Below are 18,972 nucleotides of genomic sequence, written 5' to 3'. Positions count from 1 at the left end.
TTCGAGTTAGGTATTGTCGCCTTCCGTCGAGGTCGCCTCCTTGGTTTGGCCCCCACCTTTCCCACCCCATTTCCATCCGCTGATCGAGGGGATGTCGTCGCCGTGTTTCTCGATATACTCGCGATGTTCGATCAGCTTTGCCTGGATCGCCTGCTTGAAGTAGGCGGCGCGCGAGCCGAGTTGCGGGAGGCGATCGATGACGTCACCGACGAGATGGAAGCGATCGAGTTCGTTCAACACCACCATGTCGAACGGCGTCGTGGTCGTACCTTCTTCCTTGTAACCCCGGACATGCAAGTTTTTGTGGTTCGTCCGGCGGTAGGTCAGGCGGTGGATCAGCCAGGGATAGCCGTGGAACGCGAAGATGATCGGCTTATCTTTGGTGAACAGCGCATCGAAGTCGCGGTCCGTCAGACCGTGCGGATGCTCTTCGGCGGGCTGCAGTTTCATCAGATTGACCACATTGATCACCCGCACCTTCAGTTCGGGCAGGTGCTCGCGCAGCAACTGGACCGCCGCCAGCGTCTCAAGCGTCGGGACGTCACCGCAGCAGGCCATCACGACGTCGGGTTCTCCACCCCTGTCGCTGCTGGCCCACTCCCAGATGCCGAGCCCCATGGCGCAATGGCGAACTGCCTCCGACATTGTTAGCCACTGCGGTGCCGGCTGTTTCCCGGCGACCACCACGTTGACGTAGTTGCGGCTGCGCAGGCAGTGGTCGGTGACGGACAGCAGCGTGTTGGCATCCGGCGGCAGATAGACGCGGACCACTTCGGCCTTCTTGTTGACGACGTGGTCGATGAAGCCCGGATCCTGATGGCTGAAGCCGTTGTGATCCTGACGCCAGACATGGGAGCTGAGGAAATAGTTCAGCGAGGCGATCGGTCGGCGCCAGGGGATTTCGTTGCACACCTTCAACCATTTTGCATGCTGGTTGAACATCGAGTCGATGATGTGGATGAACGCCTCGTAGCACGAGAAGAACCCGTGCCGACCGGTCAGCAGATAGCCCTCCAGCCAGCCCTGGCACTGGTGCTCGCTGAGGACCTCCATGATACGCCCGTCGGGCGAGAGGTGATCGTCATCGGGATAGATTTCCGCCATGTAGCAGCGATCGGTGACCTCCAGTACATCCTGCCAACGGTTGGAATTGTTCTCGTCGGGGCTGAACAGCCGAAAATTCTTGCTATCCAGATTTTCCTGCATCACGTCGCGCAGGAATTTCCCCATCACGCGTGCCGACTCGGCGGTTGTTGCTCCGGGGCTCGGAACGTCGATTGCGTACTCTCGGAAATCCGGCAGCTTGAGATCACGCAGCAGCAGTCCGCCGTTGGCATGCGGATTGTCGCTCATCCGCCGATGCCCTACGGGTGCCAATGCAGCCAATTCAGGCTTGAGCGCACCCTCCTTGTCGAACAATTCCTCCGGCCGGTAGCTCTTCATCCAGTGCTCGAGAATGCGGATGTGTTCCGGCTTGTCCATCTCGCCCATCGGCACCTGATGCGAGCGCCAGTAGTCCTCGCATTTCTTGCCGTCGATCTCCTTCGGACAGGTCCAGCCTTTCGGCGTGCGAAAGACGATCATCGGCCAGGCAGGGCGCTTGAGGTTGCCGTTCTCGCGCGCGTCGGTCCAGATGTTGCGGATTTCGGCGAGCGCAGTGTCCATCACCCCTGCAAGCTCCTGGTGAACCTGCTCGGGCTCATGGCCTTCTACGAAATAGGGTTTGTATCCCATTCCCTCGAAGAACTTCTGCAACTCGTCCTTCGGAATGCGGGCAAGGAAGCAGGGGTTGGCAATCTTGTAGCCGTTCAGATGCAGGATCGGCAGGACGGCACCGTCACGGGCCGGGTTCAGGAACTTGTTTCCCTGCCATCCGGTTGCAAGCGGTCCGGTCTCCGCTTCTCCGTCGCCGACGACGCAGGCGACGATCAGGTCGGGATTGTCAAATGCCGCGCCATAGGCATGGCTGAGGGCGTAGCCAAGTTCGCCGCCCTCGTGAATGCTGCCGGGCGTCTCGGGCGCAACGTGGCTCGGAATGCCGCCGGGGAAGCTGAACTGCTTGAACAGCCTTTGCATTCCCTCGGTATCCTGACCGATGTTCGGATAGAACTCGCTGTACGTTCCCTCCAGATAGGCGTGTGCCACAAGCGATGGTCCGCCATGACCGGGACCGATCACGTAAATCATGTCGAGGTCGTCGCGCTTTATCACCCGATTCAGATGGACATAGAGCATATTCAAGCCCGGCGACGTCCCCCAGTGGCCGAGCAAGCGGGGCTTGATATGTTCCCGCTTTAATGGTTCACGAAGCAACGGATTGTCGAGCAGGTAGATCTGGCCGACGGAGAGGTAGTTGGAAGCCCGCCAGTAGGCATCCATCAACCGAAGTTCGTCGGCTGATAACGCCTCCGGCGCGCCTTTGTTGTCGGCTTCCTTGTCCTTTGTCGCTGCCGTTTCGAGCGCTGCCATTCGACCCTCCCTCTGGCACTAGTTCAGCAATGCATCTTCCGAGCGGCTGTCGTGGTTATTGACGCGACGGAACTGGAAAATGCTCGACCACACCCCTGACACCACGGACGTTTTCGGCCAGGATGCGTGCTGCGCGCCGGCAGTCTGTGGTCTCTACGTTACCCCACAGGTGCACTATGCCGTCGGTGACAGCGACCGTAACGTCCAGGCCCTCAAGACCGGTATTCTCTCCAAGGCGCACGACGATGCTTCGCCGTATCGCATCATCGTCCACCAGCGTGTCGTCCTGCTTGGCTGCCAGAATTGCTTGCAGGAGATCGGCGCGACTGACGATGCCTACCAGTGCCTCGTTCCGCACCACTGGAATACGCTTAATGCCGCGTTCCTGCATAAGCCTGGAAACACGTACGACCGAGGCATCCTCATCTATGGTGACAGGGTCTGTCGTCATGGCGTCTTCGACTTTCCATGAACAGCGCTTAACAAAGGCGTTTGCCCGTTCCTCAGGTGCAAGCTCCAACTCGGTCGGCGACGCTACCATTGTGCTGCAGAGTTCCGTCCGTCGAATAAGGTCGCCCTCGCTGAGGATCCCCACCAGGTGTCCTTGATCATCCACGACCGGCAGGCCGCTGATATGGTTGTCAATCATGAGCTTTGCCGCCTGCCTGACGCTATTGTCAGGCGACAGGCGCACGACCTTGGTCGTCATGACATCTTTGACGCGCATGGAGTCTAACTCCGCCAATGGCCTCGACACCGTCATCAGCAAGGCACAGATTAAACCCGTGGTATGGGATCGACAACAGTTGTTCAGAGGGCCGATTGGTCATCAGGACGTACTCTTTGGTCTATCCACGTCCAGGAACCGTCAGCATGACACTCGATTACGGCGTCATACGCCTTGCGGGAGGCATTCGCCTCGGCGAAATTGACGCAAGTGATCCTCCGCTCTGCAAGCAGTCTCAGGATTTCGCGTAGCAGGCCATGACCAAAGATCGTATCCGCGTTTTCCAAAAGAACATAGCTCGGAGTCGCGATGAGCACCCCAGCTACTGCCACTATATGCTGTTCCCGTGGCGACAGCAGCGATGACCAATCTTGCTCTTTGTCCAGATCGTCTGCGTTCGAAGCTTGCGCAAATCCGAGTTGCTTGAGAAGCGAAATGATCTCTTCATTCGAGGCCGTCTGAATTTGCCCCGACGGCACCAGAATTTGCCTGAGGCTTCCGGGTGCAAGGCAGGTCCGTTGAGCGATTATGCGCAACTGATCGCGCGGAGGGCGTTCGATGCGTCCCTCTCCAGAGGTGCCAATGCCCGCCGTGGCGCGGAACAACGCAGCGGCCACGGCATCATCATCGCCCTGAACAACAATACGGACATCAGCCGGAATGGTCGCTGAGAGTTCCTTCAGCAACGTTTCCCCGATCGGCGATTTCAGTGTCAGACGATCATATGCAAGGTTTCGATCGGTCTCGACGATTTCCAGGTTTGTCTTCGCTGGTTCGCGAGCGTCTTCGACCGCTTCCAGCAGCGAGCTGATCCGCGCCACCACGGCCGCAAAATTGGATATCGACTTGAATTGCCTGACAATGAAGGAGAACGCGCCGACAAGCATGGCAAACGCTGCGGCAGACTGGGTGATCACGCCGAATTCCATATCGCCGCGCATGAAAGCTGGGGCAATGATGACAACCGGGATGATTTGGATCATCCAGTTGTAGCCTGTCGTGAAAAAACCAACGTTCCGGTTGACGACGATTATGCGTTTGAAGTTCGCGGCGAGTTCATCGAAACGCCTCAGCAAGAGGTTGGCGTGTCGTTCCTCGCCTCCTTCGATCATGATCGATTCTGCGTTCTCGCGCACACGGATCAAACCGGACCGGAAGGCAGCCTCGCTGTCGAGTTGATCATAATTCAGGCTGATCAGGGGTTTCCCGAGCATGATCGTCATATACGATCCAAAGGCTGCGTAGACGACGGCTGCTGCGAACAGCAGCGGGCTGATGAGCCATAGGACACCCGAGAAGGTCAGGATTGTCAAAACGCTGTTGAGCAGCATGAGCACGAAGGAGAGCGTGGTGATCGTGAATGCGCTGATGTCCTCGGAGATCCGTTGATCCGGATGCGAGAGCTTGCCTCCCTGAACGACGCGATAGAAGGTTCCTCCGGTCATATAAAGGCCGACCGCGCGACGCGTGAGGAACTCCCGCCAAAGCAAGGCGAGCCGCTCTTCTGCAAACGTCGCAATCACCGAGACGATGGTCGATGCTGCAAAGGCGCCAGTGTACAGCATGGCCTGGCGAATGAACTCGGCCGTCTGCTTTTCGGCAATGGCGGTCATAAAATGGCGGCCGACGAAGCTGTTGACGACGTTCAATACGCTGATGCCGCCGAAAAGAGCGACGAGAGCGAAAAGAAGAAGCTTGGCCCTTCCACCCACTTCCGATGTCGTGAAGATTTTGACCGCTCGGACAAATCTGGTTGCGGTCAGCTTTAGCGGAATATGCTGCTGGCTCATACTCGCCCCCGCCACTTGAATCTCGCAGAGAGTATAGCCCTTGGGCACCGCAAAGGGAGGCCCACTATGGAGCATCTGACCGCGGTTGCAGGACGCGTTGTAAGCATCGAGGCGGCGGAGTAGAATATTAGTTGGGACACTTGCCGTCGGACGACGACCAGCCCGTAAGCTACTAATCCGCTTGAGGCTGGAGTTCGACGACGACAGAATCGCTGGCCTGCCGATTCTCAGCAGTTTTTATTGAATTTTTTCGACGCCTGACATTCGTCAAGAGCAATGTCGGCGCATAGCGCAAAATATCCATGCTGGTTTTGTTGCCCGCGTAGTCCGTACCGCGTCTCGGAATGGAGGAGGTGAGTTGTGATGCCATCAGCATACCTTAACTGCACAGAATTCCTATCACCGGAAGAACTCGCGCAATTGCAACGGGTCTTCGACGACATCTGTTTGCATGAGCAAGTAGACGACCGCTCGGCGCTCGCCGACGAAGTGGCGAAACAGCTTATCCGTCTCTATCAGGGCGGAGTTCACGACTCGGCTGAAATTGCGGCGATCATGGAGCATCGGTTCCACAGGCATTGATTTAACGATGAGGCAGACGCCCGTTTAGCGGCAATGTAGGGCCACCGGCGGCTGGCTGGCATCAAGGACAAGAGGGAATGCCCGTGATTGTCATAAAGCCCGTGCCCGACAAAAACATCCTGATCATTACACCACAAGGTCCCCTCGAGCAGGCCAACTTCGAGACGATCGCGAGTGAGGTTGAGCTTGCCGTGCGCTCGCATGGAAAACTTGCCGGCCTGATGCTCATTATTGAGCGTTTCCCCGGATGGAAGAGTTTCGGAGCGGTGGCTGCTCATCTGAAATTTGTCTCCAATCACCATCGACAGATCGAACGGATCGCGGTTGTTACCAGCAGCAAGCTTCTTAGGATCGTTCCCGGCCTCGCTCGCTATTTCGTACACCCCGAGATTCGACCTTTCGACTTCCAGCAACAGGCACTGGCGCTTGCTTGGTTGGAGACTGGCCGACTATGACATGTCTGCGGGACAAAGCTGCGGAAGCATATTCGTGTTTGCGTTGGGCTGGTCAGCGGCAATTGGTTTCCGTTCTGGCTATGGTTTGGACCGCAGGTTTTCCCTCACAGTCTTTCGCGCAATCGCCGCTCGGAACGGACATGCCCGAGGTGGAGTTCGGAGCACGCAAAATATTCCTGATGCTTTTCCTGATGCTTGGCCCGATCAAAATACTGGTGCCATTTAAGGTCCTTACGGGCGGCTACGACCCCATGTTGCGGCGACGAATAGCCACCAGGGCGATCTTGTTTTCTGCGGCATCGCTGGCGATCGCAGGATTGCTGGGGCGCACTATTCTTGAGAATCTAGAAATCTCGTTGCCGGTGCTCGCGATGACAGGGGGGATCATATTGTTCATCGTGGCCTTGCGAACCATCCTGCAGCCGAATGCTGATCTTCCGGTACGACGGACGGAGCGAGGACAAGCAGATCCGGGGCTCGCTCTCACACCACTGGCGTTTCCAACAATTGTAACACCTTATGGTATTGCCGCTGTGATCGTCTTTGCCACATTGGCGGGCGACCGCCAAACAGAAGGGCTCACCGTGGCGGGTATTGTATTGCTGATCCTGGCGCTGGACTGGCTGGCGATGATTTTCGCGGAGATCATACTCAGATGGATCGGCACTTCACTTCAGGTCCTGGCTGTGGTGCTTGGTGTTACCCAAGCTGCCCTGGGCCTGCAGGTTATTCTGCATAGTTTTAGCATGATTACCTGGTAACTGCTCTCACCGCCGCCGCGATCGCGATGGTGAACGAGGCCGCCGCCATGAACGGGACGCTCCTCAAAGAGGCCAAGCGACCGGCGTTATGTCATGAGTTATGTGCTGTCGGATCGGCCAGTTCACGCAGCGCGGCAGCCGACTGGCGGACCACTTCGGAGATCTGCAGGTATTGTTCGGACAGCGGGCTGGCCTTGCGCCAGATCATGCCGATCGTTCGCGAGGGCTGGGGGCTTTTAAAACGGGCAACGGAAACCGGTGCCGAGCGTGTCTCAACTGCGACGGCCATTTCCGGGATGAGGGTGACACCGATGCCGGCGCCGACCATCTGAACCAGCGTCGACAGGGAACTGCCGTCCAGCAACTCCCGCGGATGTGCCGAATGCATGCTGCAGAACGACAGCGCCTGTTCGCGAAAACAGTGCCCTTCCTCGAGCAGAAGCACCCGCATTTCCAGGAGCGTTTCGCGATTGGGCACGGGCTTGCCTTCATCTTTTCCCGGTCGGACCAACACGAATTTCTCCTCGAACAGTGCAACTTCCGTGAGTGAAGGTTCGGACACCGGCAGAGCGACGATGGCCGTGTCCAGCCGGCCCTCCGACAGTTCGTGGATGAGCTTTTGTGTCTGCGTTTCACGTATATGGATGTCGAGGCCACCATACAGGCGCGTCAGGTTGCCGATGAGTGTCGGCAAGAGATATGGCGCCACGGTGGGGATCACGCCTATGCGCAGCCGCCCGACCAACCGCTCCTTCGACGCGCGCGCCAGGTCCTCCAGTTCGTCGACGGAGCGCAATATGTCGCGGACTCGTTCGACGAATTCCTCGCCGAAACTGGTCAGCCGGACCTGCCGGGCGCTTCTTTCGAAGAGCTCGGTGCCCAGCGCTTCCTCCAGTTCCTTGATCTGCACCGACATGGCCGGCTGGGAAATCGCGCAGGCATCCGCGGCGCGGCCGAAGTGGCTGTGTCGCGCCAGCGCCTCGAAGTAGCGAAGCTGCTTCAGGGTCAAGTTCATCATAATAATATCCTATCACGATGATCAGGAAATCCAAATTCAAATTATCGGAACGATTTGGTACAGACTTTGGGCGGGAGGAACCAATATGCAATCACTTGACATCGAAGCCGATGACCGCGCGGAGGGTCCATGGTGTCGATCGCTTTTGAGACCAGCCAGGAAACCCGCCGCAGCTGGGCGCTTCACGTTCCGTACGGCCATGAAATAGACCGGCTTTAGGGATATTTCTCGTCCAGACGTTCAACCAATTTAGCCACGACCGGAGATTGAAATGGACACAAAGACTGACAAGATAGAGGGCAAGTGCCCGGTCGCGCATTCCACAGCGGCGAGGGCCAACCGGGACTGGTGGCCCAACCAGCTCGACCTTCAGGTTCTTCACCAGTACTCCCGCCTTTCCAATCCGATGGACGAGGCGTTCGACTACGCCAAGGAGTTCGCGAGCCTCGACCTTGATGCCGTGATCAGGGATCTTCACGCCCTGATGACGGACTCCCAGGATTGGTGGCCGGCCGACTTCGGTCACTACGGACCGCTGTTCATCCGTATGGCATGGCACAGCGCCGGCACCTACCGCGTCGGCGATGGCCGGGGTGGCGCCGGAGCCGGGCAGCAGCGCTTCGCGCCGCTCAACAGCTGGCCGGACAACGTCAACCTCGACAAGGCACGCCGGTTGCTCTGGCCGATCAAGCAGAAATACGGCCGCAAGATCTCCTGGGCCGACCTGATGATCCTGACCGGCAACGTTGCGCTGGAATCGATGGGCTTCAAGACGTTCGGTTTCGCCGGCGGACGCGAGGATGTCTGGGAGCCGGAAACGGATATCTACTGGGGTTCCGAGGGCAAGTGGCTAGCGGACGAACGCTATAGCGGCGACCGCGACCTCGAAAACCCGCTCGCAGCCGTGCAGATGGGCCTGATCTACGTCAATCCGGAAGGCCCGAACGGCAATCCTGACCCGCTGGCTGCAGCGCGCGACATCCGCGAGACCTTCGCGCGCATGGCAATGAACGATGAGGAAACCGTCGCGCTGATCGCCGGCGGACACACATTCGGCAAGACCCATGGCGCCGGCGATGCCGCGCTGGTGGGAGCGGAGCCGGAAGCTGCCGACATCGAGCTGCAAGGCCTTGGCTGGAAGAGCGGGTATGGTAGCGGCAAGGGCGGCGACACGATCGGCAGCGGCCTGGAAGTCACCTGGACCACGACGCCGACCAAGTGGAGCAACAACTTCCTCTGGAACCTGTTCGGCTACGAATGGGAGCTGACCAAGAGCCCGGCTGGCGCGCACCAATGGACGCCGAAGCATGGGATGGGTGCGGCCACCGTGCCCGACGCACACGACGCATCGAAGCGTCATGCCCCGTCGATGCTGACCACCGACCTCGCTCTGCGCTTCGACCCCGAGTACGGGAAAATCTCGCGGCGCTTCTTCGAGAACCCTGATCAGTTCGCCGACGCTTTCGCCCGTGCCTGGTACAAGCTCACCCACCGCGACATGGGACCGATCGCGCGCTATCTCGGCCCGCTGGTCCCGAAGGAGCAACTGGCGTGGCAGGACCCGATCCCGGCAGTTGATCACGAACTGATCGGTGAGCAGGACATCGCGGCGCTCAAGGCCAAGATTCTCGCTGCCGTGCCGTCGGTATCGCAGCTGGTCGCGACGGCCTGGGCGTCTGCCTCGACATTCCGCGGCTCCGACAAGCGCGGCGGGGCAAACGGTGCGCGTGTGCGTCTTGCACCGCAGAAGGACTGGGAGGTCAACCAGCCCGCACAGCTGGCAGCCGTCCTGGAGAAGCTTGAGGCGATCCAGAAGGAGTTCAACGCTGCGCAGCCGGGCGGCAAGGAGGTCTCGCTTGCCGATCTGATTGTTCTTGGTGGTGTTGCTGCTATCGAAAAGGCTGCAAAGGACGCCGGCTATGCCGTAAAGGTACCCTTCGCGCCGGGTCGTATGGATGCCTCGCAGGAGCAGACGGACGTGGATTCCTTTGCGCCTCTCGAACCGGCCGCCGACGGTTTCCGCAACTACAGTCGTGGCCGGCTGCGCTTGTCGCCCGAAGAGGCTCTGGTCGACCGGGCACAGCTGCTGACGCTGACGGCGCCCGAGATGACGGTCCTTGTCGGCGGTCTGCGCGTGCTCGGCGCAAATGCCGGCGACAGTGCGCACGGTATCTTCACGACGCGCCCCGGTACGCTGACCAACGACTTCTTCGTCAACCTGCTCGATATGGGCACGGAGTGGAAGGCTATCTCGGATGCCAAGGACGTGTTCGAGGGACGCGACCGCAAGACAAACGACGTGAAGTGGACCGCTACCCGCGCCGACCTGATCTTCGGCTCGCATTCGCAGCTTCGCGCGCTCGCCGAAGTCTACGGCAGCACCGATGCCAAGGAGAAGTTCGTGAAGGACTTTGTGGCGGCCTGGACCAAGGTGATGAACGCCGATCGCTTCGATCTCGCCTGACTCTCAAATGGAAAATTCCGAACGCAGCGGATGCGCCGCTGCGTTCGATCGTTCGGCCAAGGGACTGCTTGATCTAGCGAATATCCCTCAGACGACAACTGGTGCGCGACTGCATGGCAGGCACGTAGAGTGGGTGCCGCGGCTGGCCGGTCCTGGTCATGCCGAGGCAGTCAACGTCATGGCCAACGATTGATAAGACGTGCCGTGCGCGCGCCTGTGCCAGCGGATGGGCACCCCAGGCTGCAACGACAGTGTGCCGGTCCATCGGGGCGAGCGCTGTGCAAACCTCGGCGATGTGGCTGTCATTGTCCGGCCCGACAGGATCCTCGACGAGCCTCAATTCATCCGGTGTTGTCGCGCACATAGCGTAGAGATTGACGACGTTCAGCCCCCCGTAACCCCAGGCCCGGGAGAAGGCCATGCAACGCCGAACGGTCGGATCGTCCATCACACTGTCTGCCTTGGACGGATTGAGCATGATCCAAACGATATTGCCACCATTCTCAGACCAACGCCGGCCGAGCATGTAACGATAGCGGCCGCAATGCGAAAATAAAGCAGTCCTGTCGCAGGGCGGGATTGGGGTGCCCGCATTCATCGGTGGACCTTCGGTCCTCGGCCGAGGCAGTCGGGGCAGTGCTCTTTCAGCCATTCGACGGACCGGCCCGACCGATCTCCCGTTTGGATGGTGGCCGTTTCGTCGCTTTCCGGTGCACTCGTCGCGCAAGCGGCGAGCGCAGTCAATGCAAACAGAAGCATTATGCGTTTCATCGATATTTCACGCAGTTCCTCGGTGAGGCCGGCATTCTACATCAGGTCGTCAATCGGACGAATGTGGAGTGTGCAGTGCCATGCTGGGTCGACTGCTATTCTTTGACAGGAGAGTGCCTTTGCTCGCATTGTACAACCATGGGGCGGTGTTTTTCTCGTGGTGCCCAAAGTAACTTGTACTGTGACGGTACAGTTGTCGATTAGTTGCAGCGAACAACGCAGCGGGAAACTATGCGGCACAGCTTGCTAAAGGCTATCCTGTTTGCAGATGCTGTGCAGTATAGCCAGCATATGGCGATGGATGAGCCGTTCACGGTTGAATTCATCCAGCGCTGTTTTGATGTATTTCGAACCGTTGCACCCCAGTACAGGGGTGAAATTCTCAAGACGATGGGTGACGGCGCGCTTGCAGACTTCGAGTCTGCTGTCGAGGCGCTTCGCTTTGGCCTGGAGGTCCAAAGCCGATTTCGCGAGATGGATGAGGCGCTTTCCCCTGACCGAAGAATAGACTTTCGAATGGGAATCGATCTTGGCGAAGTCCAGTTCCGCGACGGCGAGCTGTTCGGCCATATCGTCAACGTTGCCGCACGCCTACAGTCTCTTGCTGAGCCGGGCGGCATCTGTATTTCACAGGCCGTGTTCGATCAGGTTCATCACCACGTCGCGGCGACGTACCGCAGCCTTGGTTCGCAGTCACTCAAGAACATCCCCCGGCCGGTCGTGGCCTATCAGGTTCTTGGCGCGGGTGAAAACCCGCAGGGTCGGGACGATCGGCTCTTCCGCAGGCTGATGATATCGGTGCTCGACCAGCTCTCGGTCAGAAGTTCGCTCGGTGATGAACTGACGCCTAGTTCGCTAAAGTCGCGGGCGCTGCTCGGCTACCTCGTTCTCAGCCACCGATCCAGCGAGATGCGGGAGCGCCTGGCAGGGCTCCTCTGGAGCGACAAGAACCGCGTGGCCGCACGACATGCCCTCAGCACTGCCCTCAAGCAGATCGGTGACGTCTTCAGGCGAGCCGGATCCGATGCGCTCACGGCCGGCAGCGACAAGGTCAGCGTGGCGCCGGCCGGTCTTGAGGTGGACTTGCTCTCGATCAGCGAAGGACTGACGCACGGTTCGATCGCCCGCGACCTGTTGGACGGCCGCGTCTCGCCGGATGCAATACTTGCCGGGCTCGACCATGCAGACGATGTGTTCGCCTCCTGGCTGCGCGTGGCACGGCACCGCTGGCGCGAGCGTCTGATCGAACAACTGGAGCAGTGCATCGAGCGCTTCAGCGGCGACGTCGTGTCGATGAAGCATGCCGCGACTGCGCTGCTTTCCATCGACCCGACGCATGAGCGCGCGGCCTGCATCCTGATGCACGCCTATGCCGCCGAAGGGCAGGGGGCGGCAGCATTGCGGATCTATCGCGCGCTTGCGGACGTGCTCGCATCGGAGTTCGGTATCGGTCCGTCCTCGGAGGCACGAGAGATCGTAGCGTCGATCCGCTCCGGTCGGTTGGAGGCGAAGGAGATGGCGCTTCCGGCGGGCACAACGAAGGCTCAGACAGGGCGTCTGCCGGTCATTGAAGTGCGCCCCTTTGCAGCCTCAGACGAGATGATCGCCTCCGCCCATCTTCTCAGTGGCTTTCGCGCCGATATCATCGGCTGCCTGACCAAGTTCCGTGAATGGGTGATCATCGAGGACCAGGACAATGCGCTGGCAGAGCCAGGCAATGCCACCATCGACTACGTACTGGATGCGCGCTCGCCGGTGGGCGAGGGAGTTGTCATCATCACGCTGACCGACATCAAGAACAACCATGTGCTTTGGAGCGAGCGCTTCCCGCTTTCGCTCGAGGACTGGGGGAGGACCTCAGCGGGGATTGCACGGCGTGTTGCGGCCACGCTCGATATTTATCTCTCGGCGGAGCGCGTCTCCGGAGGGCATGGACGACGCGACGTATCGCTCTCCGCCTACGATGCCTGGCTGCGCGGCGAGAATCTGCTGCTACGATGGGCGCCAGAGGCCGAAGCCGAGGCGGAAGTTCTGTTTCGGGAGGTCATCCATGCGATGCCGCAGTTCGCACCGGCCTACTCCAGTCTTGCCAGCATCTTTAATGTTCGTCACCTCATAGTGCCCGGATTTCGCCGCGATCCGCAGCTTGCTGCCGAAGCCCTGCGCCTTGCCCAGACGGCAGTGCAACTCGATCCGCTCGAGACACGCGCCCATCTGACACTCGCCTGGTCCTGTATTATGGCTGATCGCTTCGAGCAGGCGGCGATCCACTACGACCTGGCTTTTGAATTGAACCCGAACAATCCTCGTACGCTGTTTTCCTGCGCCCATGGGCTTGCCTTTCTCGGGGATAGCGAAAAGGCGGCCTCCCTTGAACGGTTGGCACTCGAACTCTCGCCCGTGGTGGCTTCCTATCAATGGGGGTATATTGCCGGCATACACTTTATCGCCGAGGACTATGCGGGAAGTGTGTCTGCAGCCGAAAGAGGTGTGGGCAGCCTGCTCGACCTCCACGCCTGGCGGGCGGCGGCGCTGGCGCACATGGGGCGACCGCGCGAGGCGGGCGAAGCTGCCGCGGAGTTTCTGGCCTCGGTGCGGCGGCAGTGGGGCGATGCAGCACCGGACGACCCCGGCATTGTTTCATGGGCACTCCACGGTCTGCCCTTCAAGGAAGAAAAGTGCAGGCAGCGGTTCTTGCATGGCCTTCGCATTGCTGGGCTGGAAACGGGATAGATAGGAGCGAGAGATGAAAAGCCTGATCAGGATGCTTGCCGTTTCGTTTGCGCTCGTTGCCCTTGGTGTGTCGACGTTGCGCGCTGAGCCGATCAAGATCGGCGTTGCCGCGGAGCCCTATCCGCCCTTCGCCTCCCTGGATGCATCGGGCAAATGGGTCGGTTGGGAGATCGATTTCGTGAACGCGCTTTGCGTCCAGGCGAAGCTCGACTGTGTCCTGACGCCGATCGCCTGGGACGGGATCATACCGGCGCTCAACACTGGCAAGATCGACGTCATCGCAGCCTCGATGTCGATTACCGACGAGCGCAAGAAACTGATCGACTTTTCCGATCCCTATTACCGCTCGCCGGTGCGTATCGTCGGCCTCAAGAGCAAAAAGTTGGAGGCGACGCCGGCCGGCCTCAAGGGGCTGGTGCTGGGCGTTCAAGCTTCGACAACCCATGAAGAATATGCGCGAAAGCACTTCGCCGACGCCGTGGGCGAGGTCAAAATCTACCAGACGCAGGACGAAGCCCAGCAGGATCTGGTCGCCGGGCGCATCGACGCCATCCAGGCAGAAGCGATCGCGCTCGATGCCTTTCTCGCCGAGGATCCCGGAAAATCCTGCTGCGAATTCAAGGGGGACGTCCCCGATGACCCGGAAATTCTCGGGCTTGGGGCCGGTCTCGGGCTGCGCAAGGACGATACCGAATTGCGGGAGACACTCAATGCCGCGATAATGGCGATCCGCGCAAACGGAAAGTACAACGAGATCACATCCAAGTATTTCTCGTTTGACATCTATGGCAATTGAAGCTGCTCAACAACGCGCTATCGTCTTCTTCTGAAATGCGGCGGCACCTGCTCTCTCAGAGGGCCTTTGCCTTGCCCATAGTCTTCGGAAGTAGGAAAGACCTGTTTGGTTCTCGGGGGCGGTCCGATGCATGGTTCTGGTCATGGGTTCGTCGGCGCAGCGTTCGACCTGGTGCCTGTCAGCCCGGCTAACTTCCCGGTGGTTTTGAATGTCGCCCTGCCGCGTGTGGCAGCCGAGCGACCAGGTGTCGACATACCCCATGCAGCCACACCAGAGGGCGGGCGGATCGCCTCTGGTCGGGGCATGACGGCCGAACAGGCCCGGATTAGCTGTCTCGGTGAAGCGGCCGAGCTCATTTCGTCGTGTCGATGGGGATATGAAGCGACCCTCAGCGCGTCCTATGCGGCTGTGAAAGACCGCGCCATCCATCCGGCTTCGCTGCTGCTTGCGAGCGATGCCCAGTACGAAGCGCGGAACGAATGGAACGCCAGACATGGCAGTTACGACTGGCTGCCACGGCGCTTCGACGAGGGTGTCGTCGTTGATTGGGTTGGGGCGATCGATCCGGATGGAGGCGAGCCGGTGCTGGTCACCGCCGCGCAGGCCTATGTCGGCTATGCCGATGCAGACGACACAGACACTTTCGCCATCGCCGACAGCAACGGCTGCGCTGCCGGGGCGACATTGGACGATGCCGCAATCGCTGGGTTCCTTGAGCTAGTGGAACGCGATGCAACGGCGCTCTGGTGGTACGGCAGGCACGTCCGGCCCGCCGCCGATCTGGAAGAAGCGGAGGGGGTGGACAAGATTCGCGAATGGCTTGCGGATAGAGGGCGCAGTTGTCACCTGCTCGACCTGACAACCGATTTCGGCATTCCTGTCCGGGCAGCAATCTCGACGGATCGCGCAGGCGGGACCGTGGCGATCGGCACGGCGGCGCATTTCGATCCGTCCCGTGCGGCGGTGGCGTCACTGACAGAAATGATGCAGACGTTGCAATCACTCGATATGCGCAAGGCCATCCCTGCCGCATCCGACGATCCCTTCCTGTTCTGGCTGGAAGCGGTGAACTCTTGTTCGATGCCGCATCTGTTGCCGGCGGCGGGCAACAAAAGAGGAAAGGGCGACAAGGCTACGGTGAGTTCCCCCTCGCTCGATCGCTGCACAGCGCTCTGCCGTGATCGGGGCCTGCGCCTGCTCATGGTCGACCTGACCCGACCGCGCGTCGGCGTACCAGTCGCGCGCGTCATCGTGCCGGGTTTGCGGCCGCAGCATACCCGGTTTGCCGCCGGGCGGCTGTTCGACCTGCCGCCACGGCTCGGCTGGTGCAATCGGCCGCCGACCGTTGCCGAACTGAACGCCGTGCCGATGGCGATCTGAAGCCTCGGGCCGCGAACTGGCGATCAGCGGCAGCGCCTGAGCAGGATCGTTCCGAGAAGGTAGGCCATCGCATCTGCTTGGCTGGGCTCTGTATTGATGTTCGTGACGATGTTGGAAAGGTACGGATCGTCCAATTCCGGCTTCTGCCCCGGCTTGATCATCATGACCTTCTTGGTGTTCTTGTCGTCGTTGTCGCCTTTCAAAATAAGATCATGCCTGACGCCGTTTTCATCCGTCACGTAAAACTTGTTTCCGTCCAAGTATACCTGAAGATCACTGTCGCCATATGTGACTTTCACCCCGCCTCCTATGTTAATTAGTTTTCTGATCCAGTTCTTGAACAACGTCGTAGCATTTATGGCTTCGGTATACATCGCATTGAATTCCGTCGCGGCAATGATTGATCCTGCGACTTCGTTGTCATTCTTATATACCTTGAACGTTGACATTGCCTGGTCCTTTCCTTTGTTGGGCATGTCACTGGTTTGAGAGGCCTGCGAAGGAGATCAGATCTGCAAAGGTGTAGCGATCGGCGGTTGCTGGCATCAGCTTGGGGTTGGGCTTCCAGCGCGACGCGAAGATCGAGTATTGTGCCGCCTCGATCGCCGCGTGCACGGTTTCCATGACGATGCGGCTGCCCATCGGCCCCAACCGCATCCCGTCACTCAGGACGGCAGCCTCCTTCAGCGTGTAGAGCAGCAGCGGCGTGCTTGCGGCCAACGTCTGGGCGCCCACCCGGGGTTGGGTCAGCAAGCTTCGCACCGCGTCCGGCTCGTCCCGGACGATTTGCGCAGGCGTGAGGATCGGAAAGGCCGGACCGCCGCGATCCACAACTGCGGCCAATATCTGCCGTGCTACAGCCTGGCCGCTGTTCAGTCGCAGCGACAATCCACGCAGCAGCGATAGCGTCGCGATATTGGTGGACGGCAGCAGACTGCTGGAGGCAAGTTCCGGCAGGGCGACTTTTGGAATGTCCGCCAGCGGGTAGGCAAACACTGTGTCGATGCGGGAGGCGAGCAGGGGAGGTTGTCCGGTCGGAGACGGCCGGCTAGACAGCAGCCGGCCCCACTGCGCGACCCATCGGTCGACCAGGCAAGACCGCGGCTCGTCATGCGCACCGTCGAGCGGAGGATCGCTGCTGTTGAAAGTGTTTTTCCAATAGCCATAGAGCATGGCGCCTGCATTGGCGGAGTTCCAGTGTTGATAGACGGTCCTGATCATCGAGTGACCGAAGCGCGCGCAGGCGGCGGCGAATTCGAGCGGGATCAGGAATTCGCCGGTCTCCCGCGAGCCGGCATGGATGACCGCGCGTCCGTTTTGCATAATGTCTTCGTAGACGGTCGGATCGATCAGGCGCGGCAGGACGTCGTGGAGGACGACAGACTGGAAATGGGCGACGGCCAGCCGCCGTGTGTCGGCCTCCGACAGGTCTGGCAGGCGAGTGACGATCGCGTTGTAAAAACGGATGATCGCCATATGCGTCTGCGCCAGCGGCAAGTTGTCGTCGTTGCGCGGGTCGGCGATCATGGCTCTGCCCCTCGTATCGCGCGGCAGGTCACATGGCCTGCCGGTGGGAGCGGTCGCGCCAATTGCCATGGGGCTGGCCGGTTTTGTCGGGTCGGCCATGGTAGTGCCGAAGACGCTGTCGAGGTCCAGGCTGGCCGAACGCTGGTTCAGCGGTTGCCCGTCCGCGCCAGTGTGCGGGACCATGGATGTCAGGTCGTGAAAGACGAATTGGCAAAGATAGGTGTAGCCGACGGGAATGTCGGTCTCTGCTTCTGTAGCGCTGATGTTGAAGCGGAAGGTAGCGCCGAGTTCGGCGCAAACGGCTGCGGAAGGCAGCGTTGCCTCTGGCATGCTGCCGAAGTAGCGCTTGTACGGCACCAGGCGATCCGGCGGACCGGCAAACGCCCGCCGCCGGCAAGGCCTATCCTCGGGGGAGGTGACCGTATCTGGAACGGCATGCAATCCACGACGGTGCCGCGCCACCATGCCGAAGAGCCTCCCTGGCTCTGGAGCAAATGCGCGCTCCAGAGCCGGGCACGCTTGCTTCAGCTGACTGACAACACATTCATGTAGACTGTATCTTTGCTTTCCGGGCTATCGCCGAATGGCGACAATGCCGATGCCAAAATGCGAATATCCGAGCGGAGCTTCGGAGAGATTGTCGGCGGTTCAATCTGTTGCCGTCTCTCTGCGGAACTTAGTAAGTTTCACAGTAGATTTATCGTAACACCTGGGAATAGTGGTGTCGATGTACGACGATTCACCGATCTTTCCGGTACGTTTTTCGTACATTCTTTGAAGGAATCGCACATCAATTTTGGTATATCCAATTCAGTTTATGCCAGTTACGAATATTGTCCGTTTGATCTACGTTTCCTCCGAGGAACATTCGCTTGCCGCTGCAAAACCGTGTCACCCCGTTTGGCGATATTGTCGCGGTCGATGCGCGCGGCCTGTTTACAGGCAACCGCGGCATCATTCATGACCCGGCGACGCGCACGCTCACGTCACGGCGATGGACGTCCAAGGCATGGATCACCTGCGCGTGCGAATACAAGGGCATCCGACGCGCCGTGATGGCGCAGCGAAGCTGGACCGAGCTGTTCTTCCTCGACGAGGCGACCGCACTCGCGGCCGGGCACAGGCCCTGTTTCCTGTGCCGCCGGGAAGCGGCGGAAGCGTTTCGAGGCGCCTGGAGCGTCGGAAACCGCGTTGATCCCCCTCTAGCTGCGACAATGGATGCGAAACTGCATGCCGAGCGGCTGGATCGTGGGCGCAAGCGGCTGCATGCGCTTAAGGTGCCGTTGGAGGACCTTCCCGACGGGGCTATGGTCGCGTCGGCGGAGGCAGCCTATCTCCTGGCGAATGGTCTGCCGTATCTGTGGAGCCCCTTCGGCTATCAACGCGCGGCCAAGATAGGCCCGGTAGACGGCGTACTGACCCCGCCATCGATGCTTGCTGCTCTTGCGGCCGGTTATAGCCCCGTCCTGCATCCTTCTGCGGGTTGTTGAGGGGCGTGT

The 18,972-nt window shown here is 59.9% G+C and carries 15 protein-coding genes; 8 read left to right on the top strand and 7 right to left on the bottom strand.

Features of this window, described 5'->3' with window-relative positions; all coding sequences use genetic code 11:
• Positions 1 to 6: 6 nt before the first annotated feature.
• The 3 genes from IB238_RS10580 to IB238_RS10570 all read right to left on the bottom strand — a co-directional run bounded on the left by IB238_RS10580 (position 7) and on the right by IB238_RS10570 (position 4,986).
• A complete protein-coding gene (locus IB238_RS10580) occupies positions 7 to 2,469 on the bottom strand; it encodes a phosphoketolase family protein (protein WP_192245999.1) in 2,463 nt (820 codons plus the stop codon).
• Between the two features lie 55 nt (positions 2,470 to 2,524).
• Positions 2,525 to 3,196: a CBS domain-containing protein gene (locus IB238_RS10575; protein WP_192245998.1), complete on the bottom strand. Its 672-nt coding sequence runs from the start codon at positions 3,194 to 3,196 to the stop codon at positions 2,525 to 2,527.
• Positions 3,197 to 3,279: 83 nt separating this feature from the next.
• Positions 3,280 to 4,986 carry an ABC transporter ATP-binding protein/permease gene (locus tag IB238_RS10570; RefSeq protein ID WP_192245997.1) on the bottom strand — a complete coding sequence of 569 codons (1,707 nt, stop codon included), beginning with the start codon at positions 4,984 to 4,986 and terminating at the stop codon, positions 3,280 to 3,282.
• 363 nt (positions 4,987 to 5,349) lie between these two features.
• On the opposite strand from IB238_RS10570, the gene IB238_RS10565 reads away from it, so the two are divergent.
• The 3 genes from IB238_RS10565 (at position 5,350) to IB238_RS10555 (ending at position 6,784) form a co-directional block, all read left to right on the top strand.
• Positions 5,350 to 5,568 (top strand): hypothetical protein, encoded by a 219-nt coding sequence (locus tag IB238_RS10565; protein ID WP_192245996.1) that lies wholly within the window; start codon positions 5,350 to 5,352, stop codon positions 5,566 to 5,568.
• A gap of 77 nt (positions 5,569 to 5,645) precedes the next feature.
• The gene (locus tag IB238_RS10560; RefSeq protein WP_192245995.1) at positions 5,646 to 6,023 is read left to right on the top strand and encodes an STAS/SEC14 domain-containing protein; all 378 of its coding nucleotides are present in this window, start codon (positions 5,646 to 5,648) and stop codon (positions 6,021 to 6,023) included.
• 140 nt (positions 6,024 to 6,163) lie between these two features.
• A complete protein-coding gene (locus tag IB238_RS10555) occupies positions 6,164 to 6,784 on the top strand; it encodes a MarC family protein (RefSeq protein ID WP_246723527.1) in 621 nt (206 codons plus the stop codon).
• Positions 6,785 to 6,875: 91 nt separating this feature from the next.
• Here IB238_RS10555 and IB238_RS10550 read toward each other — a convergent pair whose 3' ends face one another.
• Entirely contained in the window at positions 6,876 to 7,802 is a 927-nt protein-coding gene (locus IB238_RS10550) for a LysR substrate-binding domain-containing protein (RefSeq protein ID WP_192245992.1), read from the bottom strand.
• 271 nt (positions 7,803 to 8,073) lie between these two features.
• Between IB238_RS10550 and katG the strand changes: the two genes are divergently transcribed.
• Positions 8,074 to 10,266 carry a catalase/peroxidase HPI gene (gene katG, locus IB238_RS10545; RefSeq protein ID WP_192245990.1) on the top strand — a complete coding sequence of 731 codons (2,193 nt, stop codon included), beginning with the start codon at positions 8,074 to 8,076 and terminating at the stop codon, positions 10,264 to 10,266.
• A gap of 73 nt (positions 10,267 to 10,339) precedes the next feature.
• On the opposite strand, the gene IB238_RS10540 is transcribed toward katG, so the two are convergent.
• Positions 10,340 to 10,792 (bottom strand): DUF1643 domain-containing protein, encoded by a 453-nt coding sequence (locus IB238_RS10540; RefSeq protein WP_281414458.1) that lies wholly within the window; start codon positions 10,790 to 10,792, stop codon positions 10,340 to 10,342.
• A gap of 476 nt (positions 10,793 to 11,268) precedes the next feature.
• Here IB238_RS10540 and IB238_RS10535 point away from each other — a divergent pair, with 476 nt between their 5' ends.
• The 3 genes from IB238_RS10535 (at position 11,269) to IB238_RS10525 (ending at position 15,946) form a co-directional block, all read left to right on the top strand.
• Complete coding sequence (locus IB238_RS10535) at positions 11,269 to 13,770, top strand: BTAD domain-containing putative transcriptional regulator (protein ID WP_192245986.1); 2,502 nt, start codon at positions 11,269 to 11,271, stop codon at positions 13,768 to 13,770.
• A 13-nt stretch (positions 13,771 to 13,783) separates the two neighbouring features.
• The gene (locus IB238_RS10530; protein ID WP_192245983.1) at positions 13,784 to 14,566 is read left to right on the top strand and encodes a transporter substrate-binding domain-containing protein; all 783 of its coding nucleotides are present in this window, start codon (positions 13,784 to 13,786) and stop codon (positions 14,564 to 14,566) included.
• 126 nt (positions 14,567 to 14,692) lie between these two features.
• Positions 14,693 to 15,946 (top strand): YcaO-like family protein, encoded by a 1,254-nt coding sequence (locus tag IB238_RS10525; protein ID WP_192245981.1) that lies wholly within the window; start codon positions 14,693 to 14,695, stop codon positions 15,944 to 15,946.
• A 23-nt stretch (positions 15,947 to 15,969) separates the two neighbouring features.
• Here the strand turns inward: IB238_RS10525 and IB238_RS10520 are convergent, their stop codons facing one another.
• Positions 15,970 to 16,395, bottom strand: coding sequence for a hypothetical protein (locus tag IB238_RS10520; RefSeq protein ID WP_192245979.1), 426 nt, complete (start codon positions 16,393 to 16,395; stop codon positions 15,970 to 15,972).
• A gap of 28 nt (positions 16,396 to 16,423) precedes the next feature.
• A complete protein-coding gene (locus IB238_RS10515) occupies positions 16,424 to 17,830 on the bottom strand; it encodes a peroxidase family protein (protein WP_192245978.1) in 1,407 nt (468 codons plus the stop codon).
• A gap of 515 nt (positions 17,831 to 18,345) precedes the next feature.
• Here IB238_RS10515 and IB238_RS10510 point away from each other — a divergent pair.
• Positions 18,346 to 18,963, top strand: coding sequence for a hypothetical protein (locus IB238_RS10510; RefSeq protein WP_192245977.1), 618 nt, complete (start codon positions 18,346 to 18,348; stop codon positions 18,961 to 18,963).
• The last annotated feature ends 9 nt before the right edge of the window (positions 18,964 to 18,972 follow it).

The organism is Rhizobium sp. ARZ01 (assembly GCF_014851675.1).
Taxonomy (GTDB): Bacteria; Pseudomonadota; Alphaproteobacteria; order Rhizobiales; family Rhizobiaceae; genus Mycoplana.
The sequence above is the reverse complement of the archived record's forward strand: the minus strand, read 5'-3'. Positions and strand labels throughout refer to the sequence as shown.